Annotated in this window: 21 protein-coding genes; 18 read left to right on the forward strand and 3 right to left on the reverse strand. The window is 59.2% G+C overall.

Going from position 1 to position 20,344, the window contains the following annotated elements:
• Positions 1-63: 63 nt before the first annotated feature.
• The 17 genes from iscU (at position 64) to AC1MEW_RS09360 (ending at position 15,388) form a co-directional block, all read left to right on the forward strand.
• Complete coding sequence (gene iscU, locus AC1MEW_RS09280) at positions 64-450, forward strand: Fe-S cluster assembly scaffold IscU (RefSeq protein WP_003443374.1); 387 nt, start codon at positions 64-66, stop codon at positions 448-450.
• A 34-nt stretch (positions 451-484) separates the two neighbouring features.
• On the forward strand, positions 485-808 hold the full coding sequence (gene iscA / locus AC1MEW_RS09285; protein ID WP_007903589.1) for an iron-sulfur cluster assembly protein IscA: 324 nt from the start codon (positions 485-487) through the stop codon (positions 806-808).
• A gap of 8 nt (positions 809-816) precedes the next feature.
• A complete protein-coding gene (gene hscB, locus AC1MEW_RS09290) occupies positions 817-1,338 on the forward strand; it encodes a co-chaperone HscB (RefSeq protein WP_480427207.1) in 522 nt (173 codons plus the stop codon).
• A 51-nt stretch (positions 1,339-1,389) separates the two neighbouring features.
• Positions 1,390-3,252, forward strand: a complete 1,863-nt coding sequence (gene hscA / locus AC1MEW_RS09295) for a Fe-S protein assembly chaperone HscA (RefSeq protein ID WP_480426149.1) — start codon at positions 1,390-1,392, stop codon at positions 3,250-3,252.
• A gap of 3 nt (positions 3,253-3,255) precedes the next feature.
• Entirely contained in the window at positions 3,256-3,597 is a 342-nt protein-coding gene (fdx, locus tag AC1MEW_RS09300; RefSeq protein ID WP_133840209.1) for an ISC system 2Fe-2S type ferredoxin, read from the forward strand.
• Positions 3,598-3,611: 14 nt separating this feature from the next.
• Positions 3,612-3,812, forward strand: a complete 201-nt coding sequence (gene iscX, locus AC1MEW_RS09305; RefSeq protein WP_201206454.1) for a Fe-S cluster assembly protein IscX — start codon at positions 3,612-3,614, stop codon at positions 3,810-3,812.
• Positions 3,813-3,900: 88 nt separating this feature from the next.
• The gene (gene ndk, locus AC1MEW_RS09310) at positions 3,901-4,326 is read left to right on the forward strand and encodes a nucleoside-diphosphate kinase (RefSeq protein ID WP_007916882.1); all 426 of its coding nucleotides are present in this window, start codon (positions 3,901-3,903) and stop codon (positions 4,324-4,326) included.
• A gap of 28 nt (positions 4,327-4,354) precedes the next feature.
• The gene (gene rlmN / locus AC1MEW_RS09315) at positions 4,355-5,503 is read left to right on the forward strand and encodes a dual-specificity RNA methyltransferase RlmN (RefSeq protein ID WP_201206452.1); all 1,149 of its coding nucleotides are present in this window, start codon (positions 4,355-4,357) and stop codon (positions 5,501-5,503) included.
• A 12-nt stretch (positions 5,504-5,515) separates the two neighbouring features.
• Positions 5,516-6,274 (forward strand): type IV pilus biogenesis/stability protein PilW, encoded by a 759-nt coding sequence (gene pilW, locus AC1MEW_RS09320; RefSeq protein ID WP_201206450.1) that lies wholly within the window; start codon positions 5,516-5,518, stop codon positions 6,272-6,274.
• Entirely contained in the window at positions 6,274-7,305 is a 1,032-nt protein-coding gene (locus AC1MEW_RS09325) for a RodZ domain-containing protein (RefSeq protein WP_201256476.1), read from the forward strand. The genes pilW and AC1MEW_RS09325 overlap by 1 nt, the downstream gene beginning before the upstream one ends.
• A 3-nt stretch (positions 7,306-7,308) precedes the next feature.
• Positions 7,309-8,418: a flavodoxin-dependent (E)-4-hydroxy-3-methylbut-2-enyl-diphosphate synthase gene (gene ispG, locus AC1MEW_RS09330; RefSeq protein WP_133840204.1), complete on the forward strand. Its 1,110-nt coding sequence runs from the start codon at positions 7,309-7,311 to the stop codon at positions 8,416-8,418.
• A gap of 23 nt (positions 8,419-8,441) precedes the next feature.
• Positions 8,442-9,731 (forward strand): histidine--tRNA ligase, encoded by a 1,290-nt coding sequence (gene hisS / locus AC1MEW_RS09335; RefSeq protein WP_201206446.1) that lies wholly within the window; start codon positions 8,442-8,444, stop codon positions 9,729-9,731.
• A 40-nt stretch (positions 9,732-9,771) separates the two neighbouring features.
• On the forward strand, positions 9,772-10,413 hold the full coding sequence (locus AC1MEW_RS09340) for a tetratricopeptide repeat protein (protein WP_201193725.1): 642 nt from the start codon (positions 9,772-9,774) through the stop codon (positions 10,411-10,413).
• Entirely contained in the window at positions 10,406-11,557 is a 1,152-nt protein-coding gene (gene bamB / locus AC1MEW_RS09345; RefSeq protein WP_201206444.1) for an outer membrane protein assembly factor BamB, read from the forward strand. The genes AC1MEW_RS09340 and bamB overlap by 8 nt, the downstream gene beginning before the upstream one ends.
• Before the next feature lie 140 nt (positions 11,558-11,697).
• The gene (gene der / locus AC1MEW_RS09350) at positions 11,698-13,167 is read left to right on the forward strand and encodes a ribosome biogenesis GTPase Der (protein ID WP_201206442.1); all 1,470 of its coding nucleotides are present in this window, start codon (positions 11,698-11,700) and stop codon (positions 13,165-13,167) included.
• Positions 13,168-13,460: 293 nt separating this feature from the next.
• Positions 13,461-14,609, forward strand: coding sequence for a pyridoxal phosphate-dependent aminotransferase (locus AC1MEW_RS09355; RefSeq protein ID WP_480426150.1), 1,149 nt, complete (start codon positions 13,461-13,463; stop codon positions 14,607-14,609).
• Entirely contained in the window at positions 14,597-15,388 is a 792-nt protein-coding gene (locus AC1MEW_RS09360; protein ID WP_480426151.1) for an amidohydrolase, read from the forward strand. The genes AC1MEW_RS09355 and AC1MEW_RS09360 overlap by 13 nt, the downstream gene beginning before the upstream one ends.
• Before the next feature lie 158 nt (positions 15,389-15,546).
• Here the strand turns inward: AC1MEW_RS09360 and leuA are convergent, their stop codons facing one another.
• Positions 15,547-17,229, reverse strand: a complete 1,683-nt coding sequence (gene leuA, locus AC1MEW_RS09365; RefSeq protein ID WP_201206435.1) for a 2-isopropylmalate synthase — start codon at positions 17,227-17,229, stop codon at positions 15,547-15,549.
• 396 nt (positions 17,230-17,625) lie between these two features.
• Between leuA and AC1MEW_RS09370 the strand changes: the two genes are divergently transcribed.
• A complete protein-coding gene (locus tag AC1MEW_RS09370) occupies positions 17,626-17,982 on the forward strand; it encodes a hypothetical protein (protein WP_201256475.1) in 357 nt (118 codons plus the stop codon).
• 136 nt (positions 17,983-18,118) lie between these two features.
• Here AC1MEW_RS09370 and AC1MEW_RS09375 read toward each other — a convergent pair whose 3' ends face one another.
• Complete coding sequence (locus AC1MEW_RS09375) at positions 18,119-18,940, reverse strand: peptidoglycan DD-metalloendopeptidase family protein (RefSeq protein ID WP_480426152.1); 822 nt, start codon at positions 18,938-18,940, stop codon at positions 18,119-18,121.
• Positions 18,941-18,943: 3 nt separating this feature from the next.
• Positions 18,944-20,323 (reverse strand): exodeoxyribonuclease VII large subunit, encoded by a 1,380-nt coding sequence (xseA, locus tag AC1MEW_RS09380; RefSeq protein ID WP_480426153.1) that lies wholly within the window; start codon positions 20,321-20,323, stop codon positions 18,944-18,946.
• Between the last annotated feature and the right edge of the window lie 21 nt (positions 20,324-20,344).

Genomic DNA, 20,344 nt, shown 5'->3' on the forward strand with positions numbered 1-20,344 from the left:
CCCTGCAATACTTAAGTGTGCAGGGCTCAAGAGCGACTCTCTGATGAGTGAGGATTAAGAATCATGGCTTACAGCGAAAAGGTCATCGACCACTACGAGAACCCGCGCAACGTCGGCAAGATGGACGCGGAAGACCCGGATGTCGGCACTGGCATGGTCGGCGCTCCGGCGTGCGGCGACGTGATGCGTCTGCAGATCAAGGTTAACGAGCAAGGTATCATCGAAGACGCCAAGTTCAAGACCTATGGTTGCGGTTCCGCTATCGCGTCCAGCTCCCTGGCCACCGAGTGGATGAAAGGCAAGACTCTGGATGAAGCAGAGACCATCAAGAACACTCAGCTGGCTGAAGAACTGGCCCTGCCGCCAGTGAAAATTCACTGCTCCGTACTTGCTGAAGACGCTATCAAAGCGGCCGTTCGCGACTACAAGCAGAAGAAAGGCTTGATCTGACTTTCAAGTATTGGCGACGAGTAAGGAGTCACCGATGGCTATCAGCATGACAGAAGCGGCAGCTCAACACGTGCGACGCTCCCTCAACGGGCGCGGCAAAGGTGAAGGGATTCGTCTGGGTGTTCGCACCACAGGCTGTTCCGGCCTTGCCTACGTGCTGGAGTTCGTCGACGAGGTGGTTGCAGAGGATCAGGTGTTCGAAAGTCACGGCGAGAAAGTGATCATCGACCCGAAAAGCCTGGCATACCTGGACGGCACCGAGCTCGATTTCGTCAAGGAAGGGTTGAACGAAGGCTTCAAGTTCAACAATCCCAACGTACGCGGTGAATGTGGCTGCGGCGAAAGCTTCAACATCTGAGGCTGCGCGTGGGTATTCCTTGTCATTACGCTTTATTTGAACTGCAGCCGAGCTTCCGTCTGGATCTCGAACAGTTGGCCACGCGCTATCGTGAGTTGGCGCGCGGTGTTCATCCGGACCGCTTTGCCGACGCTCCCGAGCGCGAGCAGCGGCTGGCGCTCGAGCAATCCGCGAACCTCAACGAGGCTTACCAGACGCTCAAAAGCCCCCCGAAACGCGCGCGTTATCTGCTCGCCATGGGTGGTCGCGAGTTGCCGCTGGAGGTCACGGTGCATGATCCGGAGTTTCTTCTGCAACAGATGCAATGGCGCGAAGAGCTCGAAGACCTGCAAGACAGCGCCGACCTGGCCGGCATTGCCGTGTTCAAGCGCCGCTTGAAGGTTGCACAGGATGAACTGAACGAAAGCTTCGCAGTTTGTTGGGATGATGCAGCGCAACGTGAGCAGGCCGAACGCCTGATGCGGCGTATGCAGTTCCTCGACAAGCTCACCTACGAAGTGCGCCAGTTAGAAGAGCGCCTCGACGATTAACCCAGTGCCGCTCCGGTCGCACGCCTGATATACAGATAAGTCCTGATTACGATGGCCCTACTGCAGATCGCCGAACCCGGCCAAAGTCCTCAACCGCACCAGCGTCGTCTGGCTGTGGGGATCGACTTGGGCACTACCAATTCGCTGGTCGCTGCATTGCGCAGTGGTCTTTCCGAGCCTCTGGCCGACGCCGATGGGCAGGTCATCCTGCCGTCTGCCGTGCGCTATCACGCCGACCGCGTCGAAGTTGGCGAATCCGCCAAACTGGCTGCCGCTACCGATCCCTTGAACACCGTGCTGTCGGTCAAGCGCTTGATGGGTCGTGGTCTGTCCGACGTCAAGCAATTGGGCGATCAATTGCCATACCGCTTTGTCGGTGGCGAATCGCACATGCCGTTCATCGACACCGTGCAAGGTCCGAAAAGTCCGGTCGAAGTCTCTGCCGAAATCCTCAAGGTGCTGCGTCAGCGCGCCGAGTCGACGTTGGGCGGTGAGCTGGTGGGCGCGGTGATCACCGTTCCGGCCTATTTCGATGATGCTCAGCGCCAAGCCACCAAGGACGCGGCCAAGCTGGCTGGTCTTAACGTGCTGCGTTTGCTCAATGAGCCGACTGCCGCTGCGGTGGCTTATGGTCTGGATCAGCATGCTGAAGGCCTGGTCGCTATTTATGACTTGGGCGGCGGTACATTCGATATTTCGATTCTGCGCCTGACTGGCGGCGTGTTTGAAGTGTTGGCCACTGGTGGCGATAGCGCCTTGGGCGGCGACGACTTCGATCACGCGATCGCTGGCTGGATCATTGAGCGCGCCGGTTTGTCCGCCGACCTCGATCCGGGCGCACAACGCCATCTGCTGCAAACCGCGTGTGCGGCCAAAGAAGCCCTGACCACGGTCGCAACTGTTGAAGTCGCTTGCGGCGACTGGAAAGCCCAGTTGACCCGCGAAGCCTTCGATGCGCTGATCGAGCCGATGGTTGCCCGCAGCCTGAAAGCCTGTCGCCGTGCAGTGCGTGACTCCGGCATCGAGCTGGAAGAAGTGCACGCTGTAGTTATGGTCGGCGGCTCTACTCGCGTACCTCGCGTTCGCGACGCCGTCGCTGAAGCCTTTGGTCGTCAGCCGTTGACCGAAATCGATCCGGATCAAGTGGTGGCCATTGGTGCCGCGATCCAGGCCGATACCTTGGCTGGCAACAAGCGCGATGGCGGCGAGCTGCTGCTGCTCGACGTGATTCCATTGTCCCTGGGGCTGGAAACCATGGGCGGCCTGATGGAGAAGGTGATTCCGCGCAACACCACCATCCCCGTCGCCCGCGCCCAGGACTTCACCACATACAAAGATGGCCAGTCGGCCATGGCGATTCACGTCTTGCAGGGCGAGCGTGAGTTGATCAGCGATTGCCGTTCCCTGGCGCGCTTCGAATTGCGCGGCATTCCGGCGATGGTGGCTGGCGCGGCGAAGATTCGCGTGACCTTCCAGGTCGATGCCGATGGTCTGCTCAGCGTTGCGGCGCGTGAGTTGGGCTCGGGCGTCGAAGCCAGTATTCAGGTCAAGCCGTCCTACGGCCTGACCGACGGCGAAATCGCCAAGATGCTGAAAGATTCGTTCCAGCACGCCAACGACGACAAAGTCGCTCGTGTATTGCGTGAGCAGCAAGTCGATGCCCAGCGCCTGATCGAAGCGGTGCAGGGCGCCCTCGAGGTTGATGGCGAGCGCCTGCTCGACGCCGAAGAGCGGATGGTCATCGAGATGCAAGTGCAGGAACTGACCGAACTGATGAAAGGCACCGATGGTTTCGCCATCGAGCAGCAGACCAAGCGTCTGTCGCAAGTGACTGATGCCTTTGCTGCCCGCCGCCTGGACTCGACGGTGAAAGCCGCTCTGGCGGGGCGCAACCTGAATGAAATCGAGGAATAACTGATGCCGCAGATCATTTTTCTGCCTCACGCCGAGCATTGCCCGGACGGTATGGTTGTCGAGGCTGAAACCGGTAAGTCCATTCTCGAAGTGGCTCATGACAACCACATCGAGATGGAAAGCGCCTGTGGCGGCGTTTGCGCCTGCACCACCTGTCACTGCATCATTCGTGAAGGTTTCAACTCGCTCGAAGAAGCCGATGAGCTGGAAGAGGACTTTCTTGATCGGGCCTGGGGTCTGGAGCCGCAATCTCGTCTAGGCTGTCAGGCGATTGTCGGGACTGAAGACCTGACCGTCGAGATTCCAAAGTATTCGCTCAACCATGCAGCCGAAGCGCCGCACTGATTCAAGGAACTGTCATGAGTCTCAAGTGGACTGATGTGCTGGAAATCGCAATACAGTTGGCTGAAAGCAAGCCTGAAGTGGACCCTATGTCGGTCAACTTCGTCGATCTGCGCAAATGGGTGATGGAATTGCCCGAGTTCGACGACAAGCCTGAGCACTGTGGCGAGAAGGTCCTGGAGGCCATTCAGGCCCACTGGATCGAAGAACGCGACTGAGCCACGCTGCAGGTTAGGCAATACCCAAGAACCCGCGTATAATTCGCGGGTTTAATTTTTCACAAATTACCGTTTCTGGAGTTACACCATGGCTGTTCAACGTACTTTCTCCATCATCAAGCCTGACGCTGTTGCAAAAAACGTTATCGGCGAGATCACCACTCGTTTCGAAAAAGCTGGCCTGCGCGTTGTAGCTTCGAAACTGAAGCAACTGTCCAAAGCTGAAGCTGAAGGCTTCTACGCTGAGCACAGCGCTCGTGGTTTCTTCGGCGACCTGGTTGCTTTCATGATCTCCGGTCCGGTTGTCGTTCAGGTTCTGGAAGGCGAAAACGCTATCGCTCTGAACCGTGAGCTGATGGGCGCTACCAACCCTAAAGAAGCTGCTGCCGGCACCATCCGCGCTGACTTCGCTGATTCGATCGACGCCAACGCTGTACACGGTTCGGACTCCGAAGCCGCTGCTGCTCGCGAAATCTCGTACTTCTTCGCAGCTACTGAAGTAACCACTCGCTAAGCATTGGCTTATGAGTGAAGGTGAATCCATGACTACATCGACTGTTAAAACTAACCTGCTGGGTCTGACTCAGCTGGAAATGGAAAAATTCTTCGACTCAATCGGGGAGAAGCGTTTCCGTGCCGGTCAGGTAATGAAATGGATTCACCACCTTGGCGTCGATGATTTCGACGCCATGACGAACGTCAGCAAAGCCTTGCGCGACAAGCTCAAGGTCATTGCTGAAGTTCGCGGTCCTGAAGTGGTCAGCGAGGACATTTCCACCGACGGCACCCGTAAGTGGGTGGTGCGCGTGGCGTCCGGTAGCTGCGTCGAGACCGTTTACATTCCCCAGGGCAAACGCGGCACGTTGTGCGTTTCGTCCCAGGCAGGCTGTGCCCTGGATTGCAGTTTCTGCTCCACCGGCAAGCAAGGTTTCAACAGCAACCTCACCGCCGCCGAAGTCATCGGCCAAGTGTGGATTGCCAATAAATCGTTCGGCAGCATCCCGGCAACCGCCGACCGTGCCATCACCAACGTGGTGATGATGGGCATGGGTGAGCCGCTGCTGAACTTCGACAACGTCGTGGCTGCCATGCATCTGATGATGGATGACCTGGGCTACGGAATCTCCAAGCGCCGCGTGACCCTGTCCACTTCGGGCGTGGTGCCGATGATCGATGAGCTGTCCAAGCACATCGACGTTTCCCTGGCGTTGTCGCTGCACGCACCAAATGACGCATTGCGTAACCAATTGGTGCCGATCAACAAGAAATATCCGCTTAAGATGCTGCTCGAGTCTTGCCAGCGCTACATGGCGACCTTGGGCGAGAAGCGTGTGTTGACCATTGAGTACACCATGCTCAAGGACATCAACGACAAGGTTGAGCACGCCGTCGAGATGATCGAACTGCTCAAGAATGTACCCTGCAAGATCAACCTGATTCCGTTCAACCCGTTCCCGCATTCCGGCTATGAGCGTCCAAGCAACAACGCCATTCGCCGTTTTCAGGATCAGCTTCACCATGCCGGCTACAACGTCACCGTGCGCACCACGCGTGGTGAAGACATCGATGCCGCGTGTGGCCAATTGGTAGGGCAGGTGCTGGATCGCACCCGTCGCAGCGAACGTTATATCGCGGTGCGTGAATTGAGCGCCGAGAACGATTTGGCACAGAACGCCGCGAACAATAATTAAGAGAGGATCTCTATGTCCCTGCGCTTTGCGCTGCTTGTGCTGTTGGCCAGCCTCTGTGCTGGTTGTGTCCTGTCGGGCGATTTCAACCCGATGAAGACCAGCAAGGGCCGCGACGAAGCGCGTGCCGCCTACGTGCAGCTGGGGCTGGGGTACTTGCAGCAAGGGATGACCGAACGGGCGAAAGTGCCGTTGAAAAAGGCGCTGGACCTGGATAATTCGGACCCTGACGCCAACGCGGCGCTGGGTCTGGTGTTTCAGGCAGAGATGGAGCCGGAGCTGGCCGATCAGCACTTTCGCAAAGCGCTGTCTTCCCGTCCCACCGATGCACGTATCCTGAACAACTACGGCAGTTTTCTGTACGAAGAAAAACGATACAAGGAAGCGTACGAGCGCTTTGAGCAGGCCGCCGCCGATACCCTGTATCCTGAGCGTTCTCGGGTGTTCGAAAACCTGGGCATGACCGCTTCCAAGCTTGGCCAGCGTGATCTGGCCCAGCAGCAACTGGAAAAAGCCCTGCGTTTGAACCGTCAACAACCACGCGCATTGCTGGAAATGGCTGAGTTGTCTTACGAAGACAGGCATTATGTGCCCGCACGTGACTATTACGACCGTTTTAGCCTGCTCACCGAGCAAAATGCACGTAGTCTATTGCTCGGCGTTCGGCTCGCAAAAGTGTTTGAAGATCGCGACAAGGCCGCCAGTTTTGGCCTGCAATTAAAACGACTCTATCCCGGTACGCCGGAATATCAGCAATACCTGTCGGAGCAATGATGAAAGCGGCGCATCCCGAAGTTGTAGCAGCGAATCGCGTTAACCCCGGTGAGACTTTGCGCCAGGCCCGCGAAAGCAATGGCTGGTCGCTGGCCGAAGTGGCCCTCAAGCTCAACCTCACCGTTAATTCCCTGGGTAATCTGGAATCCGGCGCTTTCGACAAGCTGCCAGGGCATACCTTTGCTCGCGGCTATATTCGCGCTTACGCCAAATTGCTCGGCATGGACCAGACCGTTCTGGTCCAACAATTCGACCAATCCACCGGCACCGACTCCCAGGGCAGCAACGTCCATAGCCTGGGTCGTATCGAAGAGCCGGTTCGGGTTTCCCACACCATTTTGCGAATTGTCAGCCTGCTGTTGCTGATCGCGGTGATTGGTGGTGGTTTTGTCTGGTGGCAGGATCAAACCTCGCTGCGCACCAAGGACCTGGCCAGCCTGACTCCGGAACACGTTGAAGTCGAAGGCGCCGACGGTACCACTCAGATCCATCCGCTGGACGAGCCAGAAGACCAGGCTGTCGCGCAAGGTCAGACTGAAGGCGCGACCACGCTTGCCTTGCCGCAAGCCGAGACCTCGGCTGAAGCACCGACCGAAGCAGAGCCGACCACGCCTGCTCCAGCACTCGCAGCCCCGGCTGTAACGCCTGCGGCACCGGTTCACAATGCTGCGCCTGTCGTTGCGACTCCAGTAGCTCCAGCACCGGTTGCTCCGGCGCCGGCCATGGCTGCTCCGGTTGTTGCTGCACCCGCCGCGACTGCCGCAGGCACCCCTGTGGCTCCAGTGGCCGGCCAGGGTCAGGTTCAACTGCTGTTCACCGCTGATTGCTGGACGCAAGTGACTGACGGCAGCGGCAAAGTGCTGTTAAGCGGTCTCAAGCGCAAAGGCGAAAACGTTTCTGTCAGCGGCAAGCCACCCTTTGCCGTACGTCTGGGCTTCGCCCGTGGCGCGCAAGTCAGCTACAACGGTCAGGTGGTTGATGTCGCTCCGTTCACCAGTGGCGAGACTGCTCGCCTGAAGTTGGGTCAATAAGTCATGCACGGCGAATCTCCAATCAAACGTCGCGAATCCCGCAAGATTTGGGTCGGTAACGTGCCTGTTGGCGGCGATGCGCCTATCGCTGTGCAGAGCATGACCAACAGCGACACCAATGACGTGGCCGCCACCGTGGCCCAGATCAATCGCCTGGAAGCCGCTGGCGTCGATATCGTGCGCATTTCGGTGCCGGACATGGACGCTGCCGAGGCATTCGGCAAGATCAAGCAACTGGTCAAGGTGCCGTTGGTTGCCGACATCCACTTCGACTACAAGATCGCTCTGCGCGTAGCCGAACTGGGCGTTGACTGCCTGCGCATCAACCCGGGCAACATCGGTCGTGAAGATCGCGTGCGTGCGGTGGTTGATGCCGCTCGTGACCGCGGGATCCCGATCCGCATCGGCGTGAACGCCGGTTCCCTGGAAAAAGACCTGCAAAAGAAATACGGCGAGCCGACCCCGGCCGCGCTGGTCGAGTCGGCCCTGCGTCATGTCGAGCACCTGGAACGCCTGAATTTCAAGGACTTCAAGGTCAGCGTGAAGGCTTCCGACGTGTTCATGGCCGTCGCCGCCTATCGCTTGCTGGCCAAGGAAATTGTCCAGCCGCTGCACTTGGGTATCACCGAAGCCGGCGGTTTGCGCTCTGGCACGGTGAAATCCGCCGTGGGCCTCGGTATGCTGCTCGCCGAAGGGATTGGCGATACTATTCGCATCTCGTTGGCGGCTGACCCGGTCGAGGAAGTGAAAGTCGGCTACGACATTCTCAAATCCCTGCACCTGCGTTCCCGTGGTATCAACTTCATCGCCTGCCCGAGCTGCTCGCGGCAGAACTTCGATGTGGTCAAAACCATGAACGAGCTGGAAGGGCGCCTCGAAGATCTGTTGGTGCCGCTGGATGTCGCGGTCATCGGTTGTGTGGTCAACGGGCCGGGCGAAGCCAAGGAAGCCCATATCGGCTTGACCGGCGGCACGCCAAACCTGATTTACATCGACGGCAAGCCGGCGCAGAAACTGACGAATGATAATCTGGTGGATGAGCTTGAACGCTTGATCCGCCAGAAAGCGGCCGAAAAGGTCGAGGCCGACGCAGCTGTAATCGCTCGCGGCTGATCGAACGAATTTAAGGATTTATAGTGAGCAAGTCTCTGCAAGCCATTCGTGGCATGAACGACATCCTGCCCGAGCAGACGCCCCTGTGGCGTCATTTCGAGGGCACTGTCTCGCGTCTGCTGGATAACTACGGTTACAAGCAGATCCGCATGCCGATCGTCGAATTCACCGAGCTGTTCAAGCGCTCCATCGGTGAAGTGACCGACATCGTCGAAAAAGAGATGTACACCTTCGACGACCGCAACGGCGACTCCCTGACCCTGCGCCCTGAAGGCACGGCGGCCTGCGTGCGTGCGGTGCTCGAGCACGGCATCACCGGCGGTGGCCAGGTGCAGAAACTCTGGTACATCGGCCCGATGTTCCGCCACGAACGTCCACAGAAAGGTCGTTATCGCCAGTTCCACCAGATCGGTTGCGAAGTCTTCAACCTGGATGGTCCGGACATCGATGCCGAGCTGATTGTGCTGACCTGGCGTCTGTGGGGCGAGCTGGGCATCCGTGATGCGGTCAAGCTTGAACTCAACAGCCTGGGGACTGCTGAATCCCGCGGTCGTTATCGCGAAGCCCTGGTTGAGTTCCTCTCGGCGCACCTGGACAAGCTCGACGAAGACAGCCAACGCCGTCTGAAAACCAACCCGTTGCGGGTTCTGGACACCAAGAACGCCGACACTCAAGCGGTATTGGTCGACGCGCCGAAAATGGCCGATTACCTCGACGACGAATCCCGCGTGCACTTCGAGGGCCTAAAGGCTCGCCTCGACACTGCCGGCATTCCTTACGTGATCAACCCGAAGCTGGTTCGCGGGCTGGACTACTACAGCAAGACCGTTTTCGAATGGGTCACCGACAAGTTGGGCGCCCAGGGTACCGTGTGTGCCGGTGGCCGTTACGACGGTCTGGTCGAGCAAATGGGCGGCAAGCCGACCCCGGGCGTTGGTTTCGCCATGGGCATCGAGCGTCTGGTGCTGTTGCTGGAAACCCTGGAGCAGATCCCGGAAGAAATCTCCCGTCAGGTCGACGTCTACCTCTGCGCCTTCGGTGAAGCTGCCGAGTTGGCCGGTCTGGCCTTGAGTGAACGTGTTCGTGACCAGTTGCCCAACCTGCGCCTGCAAGTCAATGCCGGCGCCGGCAGTTTCAAAAGTCAGTTCAAGAAAGCCGACAAGAGCGGTGCGCTGTATGCGCTGATCCTTGGTGACGACGAGATGGCCCAGCAAGTGGTAGGTTTCAAACCCCTGCGTGGCCAGGGCGAACAACAAAGCATTGCCTGGGATGCGCTCGCTGCACACCTGGCCACCTGCGTCGTGCAGGGTTGAAGCTGTCAAACAGCCGATTTAGCGATTAAGGAGTATTGGGGTGTCGAGTACCGAAGACGAACAACTGGCGGATTTTAAGGACTGGTGGACACGTAACGGCAAGCCCCTGGTCACTGGCGGCCTGTTGGCGCTGGTCATCGTGTTCGGCTGGCAGGCCTTCCACAAGTATCAGAGCAATCAGTCGCAAGGCGCCTCGATTCTCTATCAGCAACTGCTGGAAACCACGCTGACGCCTGACGGCAAGCCTGACGCAGCCCGTGTTGCGGACCTGGCCGGCAAGCTCAACAGCGAGTTCGGCGGTTCTGCTTATGCGCAATACGGCAGCCTGTTCGTGGCGAAAGTTGCGGTCGACAGCGGCAAGCTGGACGACGCAGCCAGCGAGCTGAAAGCCATTACCGACAAACCGGCCAACCCGGCGCTGGGCGAAATCGCCCGTCAGCGTCTGGCGCAGGTGCTGGCGGCGCAGAACAAGGTCGAAGACGCCCTGAAACTGCTTGAAGGCGATGCCGACAAGTCGTTCCTGGCCACTCGCGAAGAACTCAAGGGCGACCTGCTGGTGCAGTTGGGTCGTACTGACGAAGCGAATACGGCGTATCAAAAAGCCAAGGCAGCACTGTCGGATGAAGCGGCAGTCGGCGGCCTACAAATCAAGCTGGACGACCTGGCCAAAGGGGATGCGTGACGTGATCCGTTGGAAACATGCAGCATTGCTGGCTCTGGCCATTTTGGCCGCGGGTTGCAGCAGCAACAGCAAAAAAGAATTGCCGCCAGCCGAACTGGTCGACTTCAAAGAAGAAGTGGTCCTGCACAAGCAGTGGAGTCGTTCTATCGGTGACGGTCAGGGCGAAACCTACAACATGCTGGTGCCGGCGATCGATGGCGATACCATCTATGCCGCCGACGTTACAGGCGTTGTGGTGGCGATGGACCGCAACACTGGCGACGTGAAGTGGAAGAAAAAGCTCGACCTGCCTGTCTCCGGCGCCGTTGGCGTAGGTTATGGTCTGGTTACGATCGGTACGCTCAAGGGCGAAATCGTTGCCCTTGACGCCACCAACGGTGAAGAGAAGTGGAAGGCTCGCGTTTCCAGCGAAGTTCTCGCACCGCCCGCCAACAACGGTGACGTTGTGGTGGTTCAGACTCAGGACGATCGTCTGATCGGCCTGGATGCTTCAACCGGTACCCAGCGCTGGTTGTATGACAGCACGCCAGCGGTCCTGACCCTGCGCGGCACCAGTGCGCCAATCGTCACCAACCGTCTCGCGGTGGCTGGCCTGTCGACCGGTAAAGTGGTTGCTCTCGACATTACCAACGGCGTGCCGGTGTGGGAACAGCGGATTGCGATTCCACAGGGTCGTTCGGAACTGGAGCGCGTGGTCGACATTGACGGTGGTCTGCTGCTTTCCGGCGGTACACTGTACGTCGCCAGCTACCAGGGTCGCGTTGCGGCACTGGACCTGGAAAGCGGTCGTCAGCTCTGGCAGCGTGATGCTTCCAGCTATGCGGGTGTCGCCCAGGGTTTCGGCAGCGTTTACGTGAGCCTGTCTTCGGGCACCGTTGAGGGCGTCGACGAACGTTCTACCACAGCCTTGTGGACCAACGATTCGCTGGCTCGCCGTCAACTGTCGGCTCCGGAAGTGTTCTCCAGCTACGTTGCAGTCGGCGACATGGAAGGCTACCTGCACCTGCTGAGCCAGGTGGACGGTCGCTTCGTCGGCCGCGAACGCATCGACAGCGACGGCCTGCGCGCCCGTCCGCTGGTGGTGGGTGACACGATTTATGTGTATGGCAACAGTGGCAAACTGGAAGCCCTGACCATTAAGTAAAGATTTGACTATGCTTGGGGTTTAACCCCCAAGCGGCCTTGTTCTGCAAGGCTCGCAGCGCTTCCAAGCGCTGCCCCGAGCACCAGCCGCTGCCTCGCAGCGGCTTTTGTATTTTCTGAAATAACGAAGTGGAGAGCCGCATGGTTCCCGTAATCGCCCTGGTGGGCCGACCGAACGTCGGCAAGTCCACCTTGTTCAACCGCCTGACCAGGACTCGTGACGCCATCGTCGGCGACTTGTCCGGTCTGACCCGTGATCGCCAATACGGTGAGGCCAAGTGGCAAGGGCGTTCCTACATTCTGGTCGACACCGGCGGTATCTCCGGTGACGAGCACGGTATGGACGAAAAAATGGCCGAGCAGTCGCTGCTGGCCATTGAAGAAGCCGATGTCGTTCTGTTCCTGGTAGATGCCAAGGCTGGTTTCACCGCCGCCGACCAGATGATCGCCGAGCATTTGCGCAAACGTAACAAGCGTTCCTACGTGGTTGCCAACAAGGTCGACAACATCGACCCTGAAATGGCCCGCGCCGAGTTCGCTCCGTTGGGCATGGGTCACGCGATTCCAATCGCCGGTGCCCACGGTCGTGGCATCACCCAGATGCTGGAAATTGCTCTCAGCACTTTCCCGAAAGACGAAGAAGAGTCGGAAGACGGCGAAGAAGAGATCGTTGCTGAAGGCGAGGAAGCCAAGCGCATTCCTGGTCCAAGCGAAAAAGACGGGATCAAGATCGCCATCATCGGCCGTCCGAACGTCGGCAAGTCGACCCTCGTCAACCGCATGCTCGGTGAAGACCGGGTAATCGTTTATGACGAACCCGGCACCACCCGCGACAGTATCTACATCCCGTTCGAGCGTAACGACGAGAAGTACACGCTGATCGACACCGCCGGTGTGCGCAAGCGCGGCAAAATCCACGAAGAAGTTGAAAAATTCTCCGTGGTCAAAACCCTGCAAGCGATCAAAGACGCCAACGTGGTGATCTTCGTGATGGACGCCCGTGAAGGCGTCGTGGATCACGACCTCAACCTGCTGGGCTTTGCCATCGAAGCGGGTCGTGCGCTGGTTATTGCGATCAACAAGTGGGACGGCATGACGCCGAGCGAGCGCGACTTCGTGAAGGTCGAGCTGCAACGTCGTCTGTTCTTCGTCGACTTCGCCGACATCCACTTCATCTCGGCCCTGCACGGCACTGGCGTAGGTAACCTTTACGCGTCGGTACAGAACTCGTTCAAGTCCGCGGTTACCCGCTGGCCGACCAACCGCCTGACCCAGATTCTGGAAGATGCGGTCGGTGAGCACGCGCCGCCGATGGTCAACAACCGCCGGATCAAGCTGCGTTATGCCCACTTGGGTGGCGCGAACCCGCCGATCATCGTGATTCACGGTAACCAGATCGAGAAGGTGCCGAAGTCTTACGTCCGTTACCTGGAAAACACTTACCGTCGTGTCTTGAAGCTGGTCGGTACGCCGATCCGCATCGAGTTCAAGGGCGGCGAGAACCCGTACGAAGGCAACAAGAACTCGCTCACCGACCGTCAGGTCAACAAGAAGCGTCGCATGATGTCGCACCACAAAAAAGCCGACAAGAAGCGCCGCGACAAGCGTTGATTGCTGGTTCCACACCCTTTATGTGTGGGGCTTGTTGTGGTGAGGGGGCTTGCCCCCGTTCGGCTGCGAAGCAGTCGCAAATCGATCGAGGTGTTCAGTCACTTACACCTCGATTGCAGATTTGGGGGCCGCTTCGCGACCCAACGGGGGCAAGCCCCCTCACCACAGGTTATGCGATGAATGTTTTAGAAGAGGGGCGCCTGTTGGCACCCTTTTTTTATGGGCGCCGTTTGGGCTATCCTCGGGCTCTCCCGCGCCGCCGTTAGAGCCGGGTGTAGAGCAGGGAATCACCGATGATCACCAGTAAGCTGCCGAATGTCGGCATCACTATCTTCACTCAGATGTCTCAACTCGCGGCGCAAACCGGGGCAATCAACCTGTCCCAGGGGTTTCCCGATTTCGACGGTCCTCAGGCGCTGCGTGATGCAGTCGGTCGGCATATCGCCAGCGGCCACAACCAGTATTCGCCGATGACCGGCCTGTCGGTGTTGCGGCAGCAGATTGCGGCGAAGATCGCCCGCAGCTATGGCGCCCAAGTGGATGCCGACCATGAAGTGACCGTCACCCCCGGCGCGACCCAGGCGATCTTCTGCGCGATCCAGGCAGTTATCCACAGCGGCGATGAAGTCATCGTGTTTGATCCAGCCTATGACAGCTACGAGCCGGCGGTTGAGTTGGCCGGTGGCCGTTGCGTCCATGTGCAGTTGGGTCTGAAAGACTTCGCCATTGACTTCCAGAAGCTCGCTGAGGCCCTGAGCCCGCGAACGCGGATGATCATCCTCAACACCCCGCACAACCCGAGCGGTGCGCTGATCAGTCGCGCCGAGCTGGATCAACTGGCAGCGCTGATCCGCGACCGTGACATCTATGTGATCAGCGACGAGGTCTACGAACACCTGGTGTTCGACGGTGTGCCCCACGTCAGTGTTCTGGCCCACGAAGAACTGTATAAACGTGCCTTCGTCGTCAGTTCGTTCGGCAAGACTTACCACGTCACTGGTTGGAAAACCGGCTACGTCGTTGCACCACCGGCCCTCACGGCGGAGCTGCGCAAGGTCCACCAGTACGTCAGTTTCTGTGGTGTGACACCGCTGCAATATGCGTTGGCCGATTACATGGCCGAGCATCCGGAACACGTCGAAGAATTGCCCGGTTTCTATCAGGCCAAGCGCGATCTGTTCTGCGATCTGCTGACGCCATCGCGTTTTAGCTTCACTCGAGTAACCGGCACCTATTTCCAGTTGGTCGATTATTCGCAGATTCGCCCGGACCTCAACGACGTCGAAATGGCCATGTGGATGACCCGCGAACACGGCGTGGCGAGCATCCCGGTTTCGGTGTTCTACCAAAACCCACCGGTCGGCCAGCGCCTGGTGCGGCTGTGCTTCGCCAAACGCGAGGAGACCCTACGTGAAGCAGCGGAAAAACTATGCGTGATCTGAGTGCGCTGCCCAACCTGAACATCGCTCTGATCCAGACCACCCTGGCCTGGCATGACCGCCAAGCCAACCTGGAGCATTTCGAGCAGTTGCTGGAACAGGCCCGCGGTGCGGACCTGATCATCCTGCCGGAGATGTTCACCACCGGGTTCTCCATGCAATCCGAGACCCTCGCCGAGGCGGAGAACGGCCCGACCACTAAATGGCTGAAGGTCCAGGCTGCGAAGCTCGATGCCGTGATCACCGGTAGCGTGATCGTTCAGGCGGCTGATGGCAGTCACCGCAATCGCCTGCTTTGGGCGCGACCGGACGGTGATGTGTTGCATTACGACAAGCGCCACTTGTTCCGTATGGCCGGCGAACACAACCACTACACTCCCGGCGAGCGCCAAGTGCAGTTTGAACTCAAGGGCTGGCGGATTCGGCCGCTGATCTGCTACGACCTGCGCTTCCCGGTCTGGAGCCGTGATGCTCAGGACACCGACTTGCTGCTGTACACCGCCAACTGGCCGGGTGCACGGCGTCAGCACTGGAACCGTTTGTTGCCGGCCCGGGCAATCGAGAACCTCTGCTATGTGGCGGCGGTGAACCGGATTGGTACTGACGGCAAGGGCTTTGCGTATGCCGGCGACAGTCAGGTTCTGGATTTCCAGGGCGAGACATTGCTCAGCGCAGGCGAAGCGGATGGCGTGTTTCAGGCGGTGCTGAATGCGGCGGAACTGGCGGCTTACCGCACGCGGTTTCCAGCGAATCTGGATGCTGATACCTTCGAGTTCACCTGACCGATCGTTCCCACGCTCTGCGTGGGAATGTAGCCCGTGACGCTCCGCGTCACTGGACGCGGAGCGTCCCTTGAGGCATTCCCACGCAGAGCGTGGGAACGATCAACAAAAAGGCCCCAAGGTTCTCACCTTGGGGCCTTTTGCATTTCAGCGAAGGCTTACGCCGCTTCTTTCGCTTCCGGCTGGCTCAGCGAGCGGTTCAGTGCGCTAAACAGCGCCTTGAAGCTGGCGGTGGTGATGTTTTCATCGATACCTACGCCGTGCACCGCACGCTGACCGTCAACCCGCAGTTCAATGTAGGCCGCAGCTTTGGCATTGGTGCCCGCGCCGATGGCGTGTTCGTTGTAGTCCATGATTTCCACCGGGATCGGCAGGCCAGCCACCAGTGCTTCCAGGGCGCCGTTGCCCTTGCCGCGCCAGTGCAGGTTGGTTTCGCCCTGGCCCTTGCCAGAGACTTCCACTTCGACCGAACTGTTGCCGTTCTCTTCCTGCAAGCGATGGCTGACCAGTGCGTACGGGGTGTTGGCCTGCAAGTACTCGCTGTGAAGCAGCGCGTGAATTTGCTGGGCGGTCATCTCCAGACCGAGGCGATCGGTTTCTCGCTGCACCACCTGGCTGAACTCGATCTGCATGCGGCGCGGCAAGCTGATGCCGTATTCCTGTTCCAGCAGGTAAGCGATACCGCCCTTGCCCGACTGGCTGTTGACGCGAATCACCGCTTCGTAGCTGCGGCCGATGTCGGCCGGGTCGATCGGCAAGTACGGCACTTCCCACAGGGTGTCCGGTTTCTGCTGGGCGAAGCCCTTGCGGATGGCGTCCTGGTGGGAGCCGGAGAACGCGGTGTGAACCAGGTCGCCAACGTACGGGTGACGTGGGTGCACCTGGATCTGGTTGCACTCTTCGACGACTTTGCGCACGCCGTCGATGTCGGAGAAGTCCAGCTCAGGGTGAATGCCCTGGGTGTAGAGGTTCAACGCCACGGTGACCAGGTCGACGTTACCGGTGCGCTCGCCGTTGCCGAACAGGCAACCTTCGACACGGTCAGCGCCGGCCATCAGGCCCAGCTCGGTGGCGGCCACGCCAGTGCCACGGTCGTTGTGGGTGTGCAGGCTGATGATCACGCTGTCACGACGGTTGATGTGACGGCCGAACCATTCGATCTGGTCGGCGTAGATGTTCGGGGTCGCGCATTCGACGGTGGCTGGCAGGTTGAGGATCACCTTGTGCTCAGGCGTCGGGTTCCAGACTTCAATGACTGCGTCGCAGACTTCTTTGGCGAACTCGAGCTCGGTGGCGCTGAAGGTTTCTGGCGAGTACTCGAAGGTCCACTCGGTGTCCGGCTGCTGGGCGGCGTATTTGACGAACAGCTTGGCAGCGTTCACGGCGATGGCCTTGATCCCGTCCTTGTCCTGGTTGAAGACAATGCGGCGGAAAGAAGGGGAGGTCGCGTTGTACAGGTGAACGATGGCTTTCTTCGCGCCGCGCAGGGATTCGAAAGTGCGCTCGATCAAGTCTTCACGGCCCTGGGTCAGCACCTGAATGGTGGTGTCGTCCGGGATGTGGCCGTCTTCGATCAGGGTACGCACGAAGTCGAAGTCGGTTTGCGAAGCCGCCGGGAACGACGCTTCGATTTCTTTCACGCCGACTTGTACCAGGGTTTTCCAGAAACGCAGCTTTTTGACCGCGTCCATTGGCTCGATCAGCGACTGGTTACCGTCGCGCAAGTCCGAGCTGCACCAGATCGGCGCGGCGGTGATGGTCTTCGACGGCCAAGTGCGGTCCGGGATGTCGATGGTCGGGAACGCGCGGTATTTCGAAGACGGGTCTTTGAGCATGCTCATCGGGAAATCCTTATTGTGTGGGCCGAAAAAAGGCGGCCTGCCGGTGGATCAAAAGTGTTTGGGGAAACGTGTAAGGCGAGGCACCGCAATTCAGCCCGGCAGTCGTGCACTGACGAGGCACAGGCTGCGGTGCTGGCGAAGCTGAATGAGGGTGTGAGAGGTTTTCATGTCTTCAACCCTAACCGCCGGGGTTAAGGTTGGCAAGCAGTCGAAAAAAATTGAGAGGAATACCCGAAAAGCCGGGTTTTGCGAGATTTTATTGCTGTGATGTGGCGTGATTGTTTTGATGTTTGCGCGAGGTTTGGCTGGTGCGCAATTGAAAGTTTGTGCGGATGGCCTGACAAGCACAGCTATTCTTAAAGCCTCAACAAGACGACTGGCAAGCAGGAGTCGGTAATGAACGAGTCTGATTGGAAGCTGTACAGCGCGCTGCGTCCGGTGGCCCATGAACGAATGTGCATTCGGATCATGGAGGAGGTCGAGCGCACGGTGCTGGATAAAAGCCTGGCGCCCTATGATCGAATCGAGGCCAGCGAGGAACTGCTGAAGGCCGGGCAAAAGGAGTTGTACTGGGCGTTTGGGGTTTTCAGGTTCTCGCGCCATGAGGCCAGTTCTCACTTGCTGGGGCTGTGTGCCCGTGAGTTGGTCACGCCTGAGGAATTAGCAGGCTTCTCGGAGGAGACGCAGGCCTGGATCAAGGAGTGTCTGGCGCATAGGGAGGTCCATGGGATTGAGGACCTGGAGGCGGAATAAGCGGCGCCAGTGATGCCGCCTTCGCGAGCAAGCCCGCTCCCACATTTGACCGGTGTGAATACGGGATGTGTGTACACCGAAAATCCACTGTGGGAGCGGGCTTGCTCGCGAAGAGGCCACGAGCCTCACCCATTAATCAAGGCTGAAACGCCCCAATAAAAATCGCCGGGTCGACCCGAGCATCATTCAGACTGACATTCCAGTGCATATGCGGCCCGGTCGCTCGCCCGGTCGAACCGACCTTGCCAACCACGCCACCACGGGCCATTTGCTGCCCAACCTTCACATCAATTTTCGACATGTGGCAGAACATGCTGATAAAGCCCTGGCCATGGTCGACAAACACGGTGTTGCCGTTAAAGAAGTAGTTACCGATCAAAATCACCTTGCCCGCCGCCGGCGTCTTGATCGGCGTACCCGCAGGCACCGCAAAGTCCAGCCCCGCATGAGGATTTCGCTCCTCACCATTAAAGAATCGACGTACACCAAACTTGCTCGACAGCGGGCCATTGACCGGTTTGTCCAGCAGCAGGTTGCTCGGGGTGACGGGGCTGAAGCTGCGATAAGCCTGGATTTGTTCTGCCAGTTCGCCTTCGATACGCTTCAGATTCTCCGGGTTTGGATTGACCTGCTGGGTGTTCTTCAGCGTGATGTGCTGTTCCGGGTATTTCTTGTTGCCGACCGTGAAGCTCAGATTACGGCCGCCGCTGTTCACTTGCTGGGTCCCCGGTTTGACCGTTAACGGCACACCGACGATCGCCAGCCAATTGCTCTGTTCCTTGACCACCAGCACCGGTTTGCCTTGATACGTGGCTTTTGGCGCCTGGGCAGCGGTGCCCAGGTCCACCACGGCCACGCCGCCCGGCACCGGTTTGTTCAACAGGCGGGTGATGTAACTGTCAGCGTGGGCGTTGAAGGTCAGGCACAACAAAAGCAACGGAGCTAAAAAACGTGGCATGGATCAATCCAGTAAAGAAAGGGTGACAGGCGTCAGGTGATTGTCTTCGACGCGAACTTGCAGCTCGCCATCGCCCAGTTTGGCTTTCAGGCGCTGGCCGTTGTGGGTCTGCTCGGCGCTGCGGATCGCGTTGCCACGCTCGTCCAGCAGAATGCTGTAGCCACGGGCGAGGGTCGCCAACGGACTGACCACTTGCAGTGTCTGCACCTGGCTTTGCAGTTGTAGGCGACGGCTTTTGAGGCCTTCGCGGATGGCCCGGGGCAGGCGTTCGGCGAGACTGTCGAGGCGCTGGCGCAGCATCGCCAATTGCCGACCTGGATGTTGCCCGGCGAGGCGGGTTTCCAGGCGGATCAAGCGTTCTCGACGGGTATTGAGGCTGCGCTCGAAGGCGCGGCGCATGCGCATGTCCAGATCGTCCAGGCGTTGCGCTTGTTGGCGTAGGCGTTCGCCGGGATGGCGCAGGCGACGGGACATGCCTTCCAGGCGCAGGCGATCGCGCATCAAGCGGTCACGGATGCGCATGACCAAGCGGCGATGCAGGCTTTCGACCCGGCGCACCAGATCGCTGGAGTCCGGCGCCAGCAGTTCGGCAGCGGCGGAAGGCGTCGGGGCGCGAACGTCGGCGACGAAGTCACTGATCGAGACGTCGGTTTCATGACCGACGGCGCTGACAATCGGCGTCACGCAGGCGTCCACGGCGCGGGCCACGGCTTCTTCGTTGAAACACCAGAGGTCTTCCAGCGAGCCGCCGCCACGGGCCAGGATCAGCGCATCGAAACCCCGGGCGTCCGCCAGTTTCAGGGCGCGGACAATTTGTGCAGTGGCTTCGCGACCCTGTACGGCGGTCGGGATCAGCGTCAGTTGGATCTGCGGCGCGCGGCGGCGGAACACGCTGATGATGTCGCGAATCACCGCGCCGGTGGGCGAACTGATGATGCCGATGCGTTGTGGATGCGCCGGCAGCGGCACTTTGCGTTCGGCACTGAACAGGCCTTCGGCGCTGAGTTTTTCTTTCAGCGCATCGAAGGCCAGGCGCAGGGCACCGTCACCGGCCGGCTCCACAGTATCGAGGATCAGTTGATAGTCGCCACGGCCCTCGAACAGCGAGACCTTGCCACGGACCTTGACCGCCAGGCCATCCTTCAACGCTTGGCGAACCTTAGCGGCGTTCTGCCGAAACAGTGCGCAACGGACCTGGGCGCCACTGTCCTTGAGGGTGAAATACACATGGCCGGACGCCGGGCGGGCGAGGTTGGAGATTTCGCCTTCGACCCAGATATTGCTGAACACGTCTTCCAGCAACACCCGCGCGCGGCCGTTGATCTGGCTGACAGTCAGGACTTCACGGTCCAGGCCGAGTCTTGCAAAGGGATCTTTAATCATGGGGCGCATGATAAAGGCATT

This window comes from Pseudomonas sp. ASL4 (assembly GCF_056680395.1).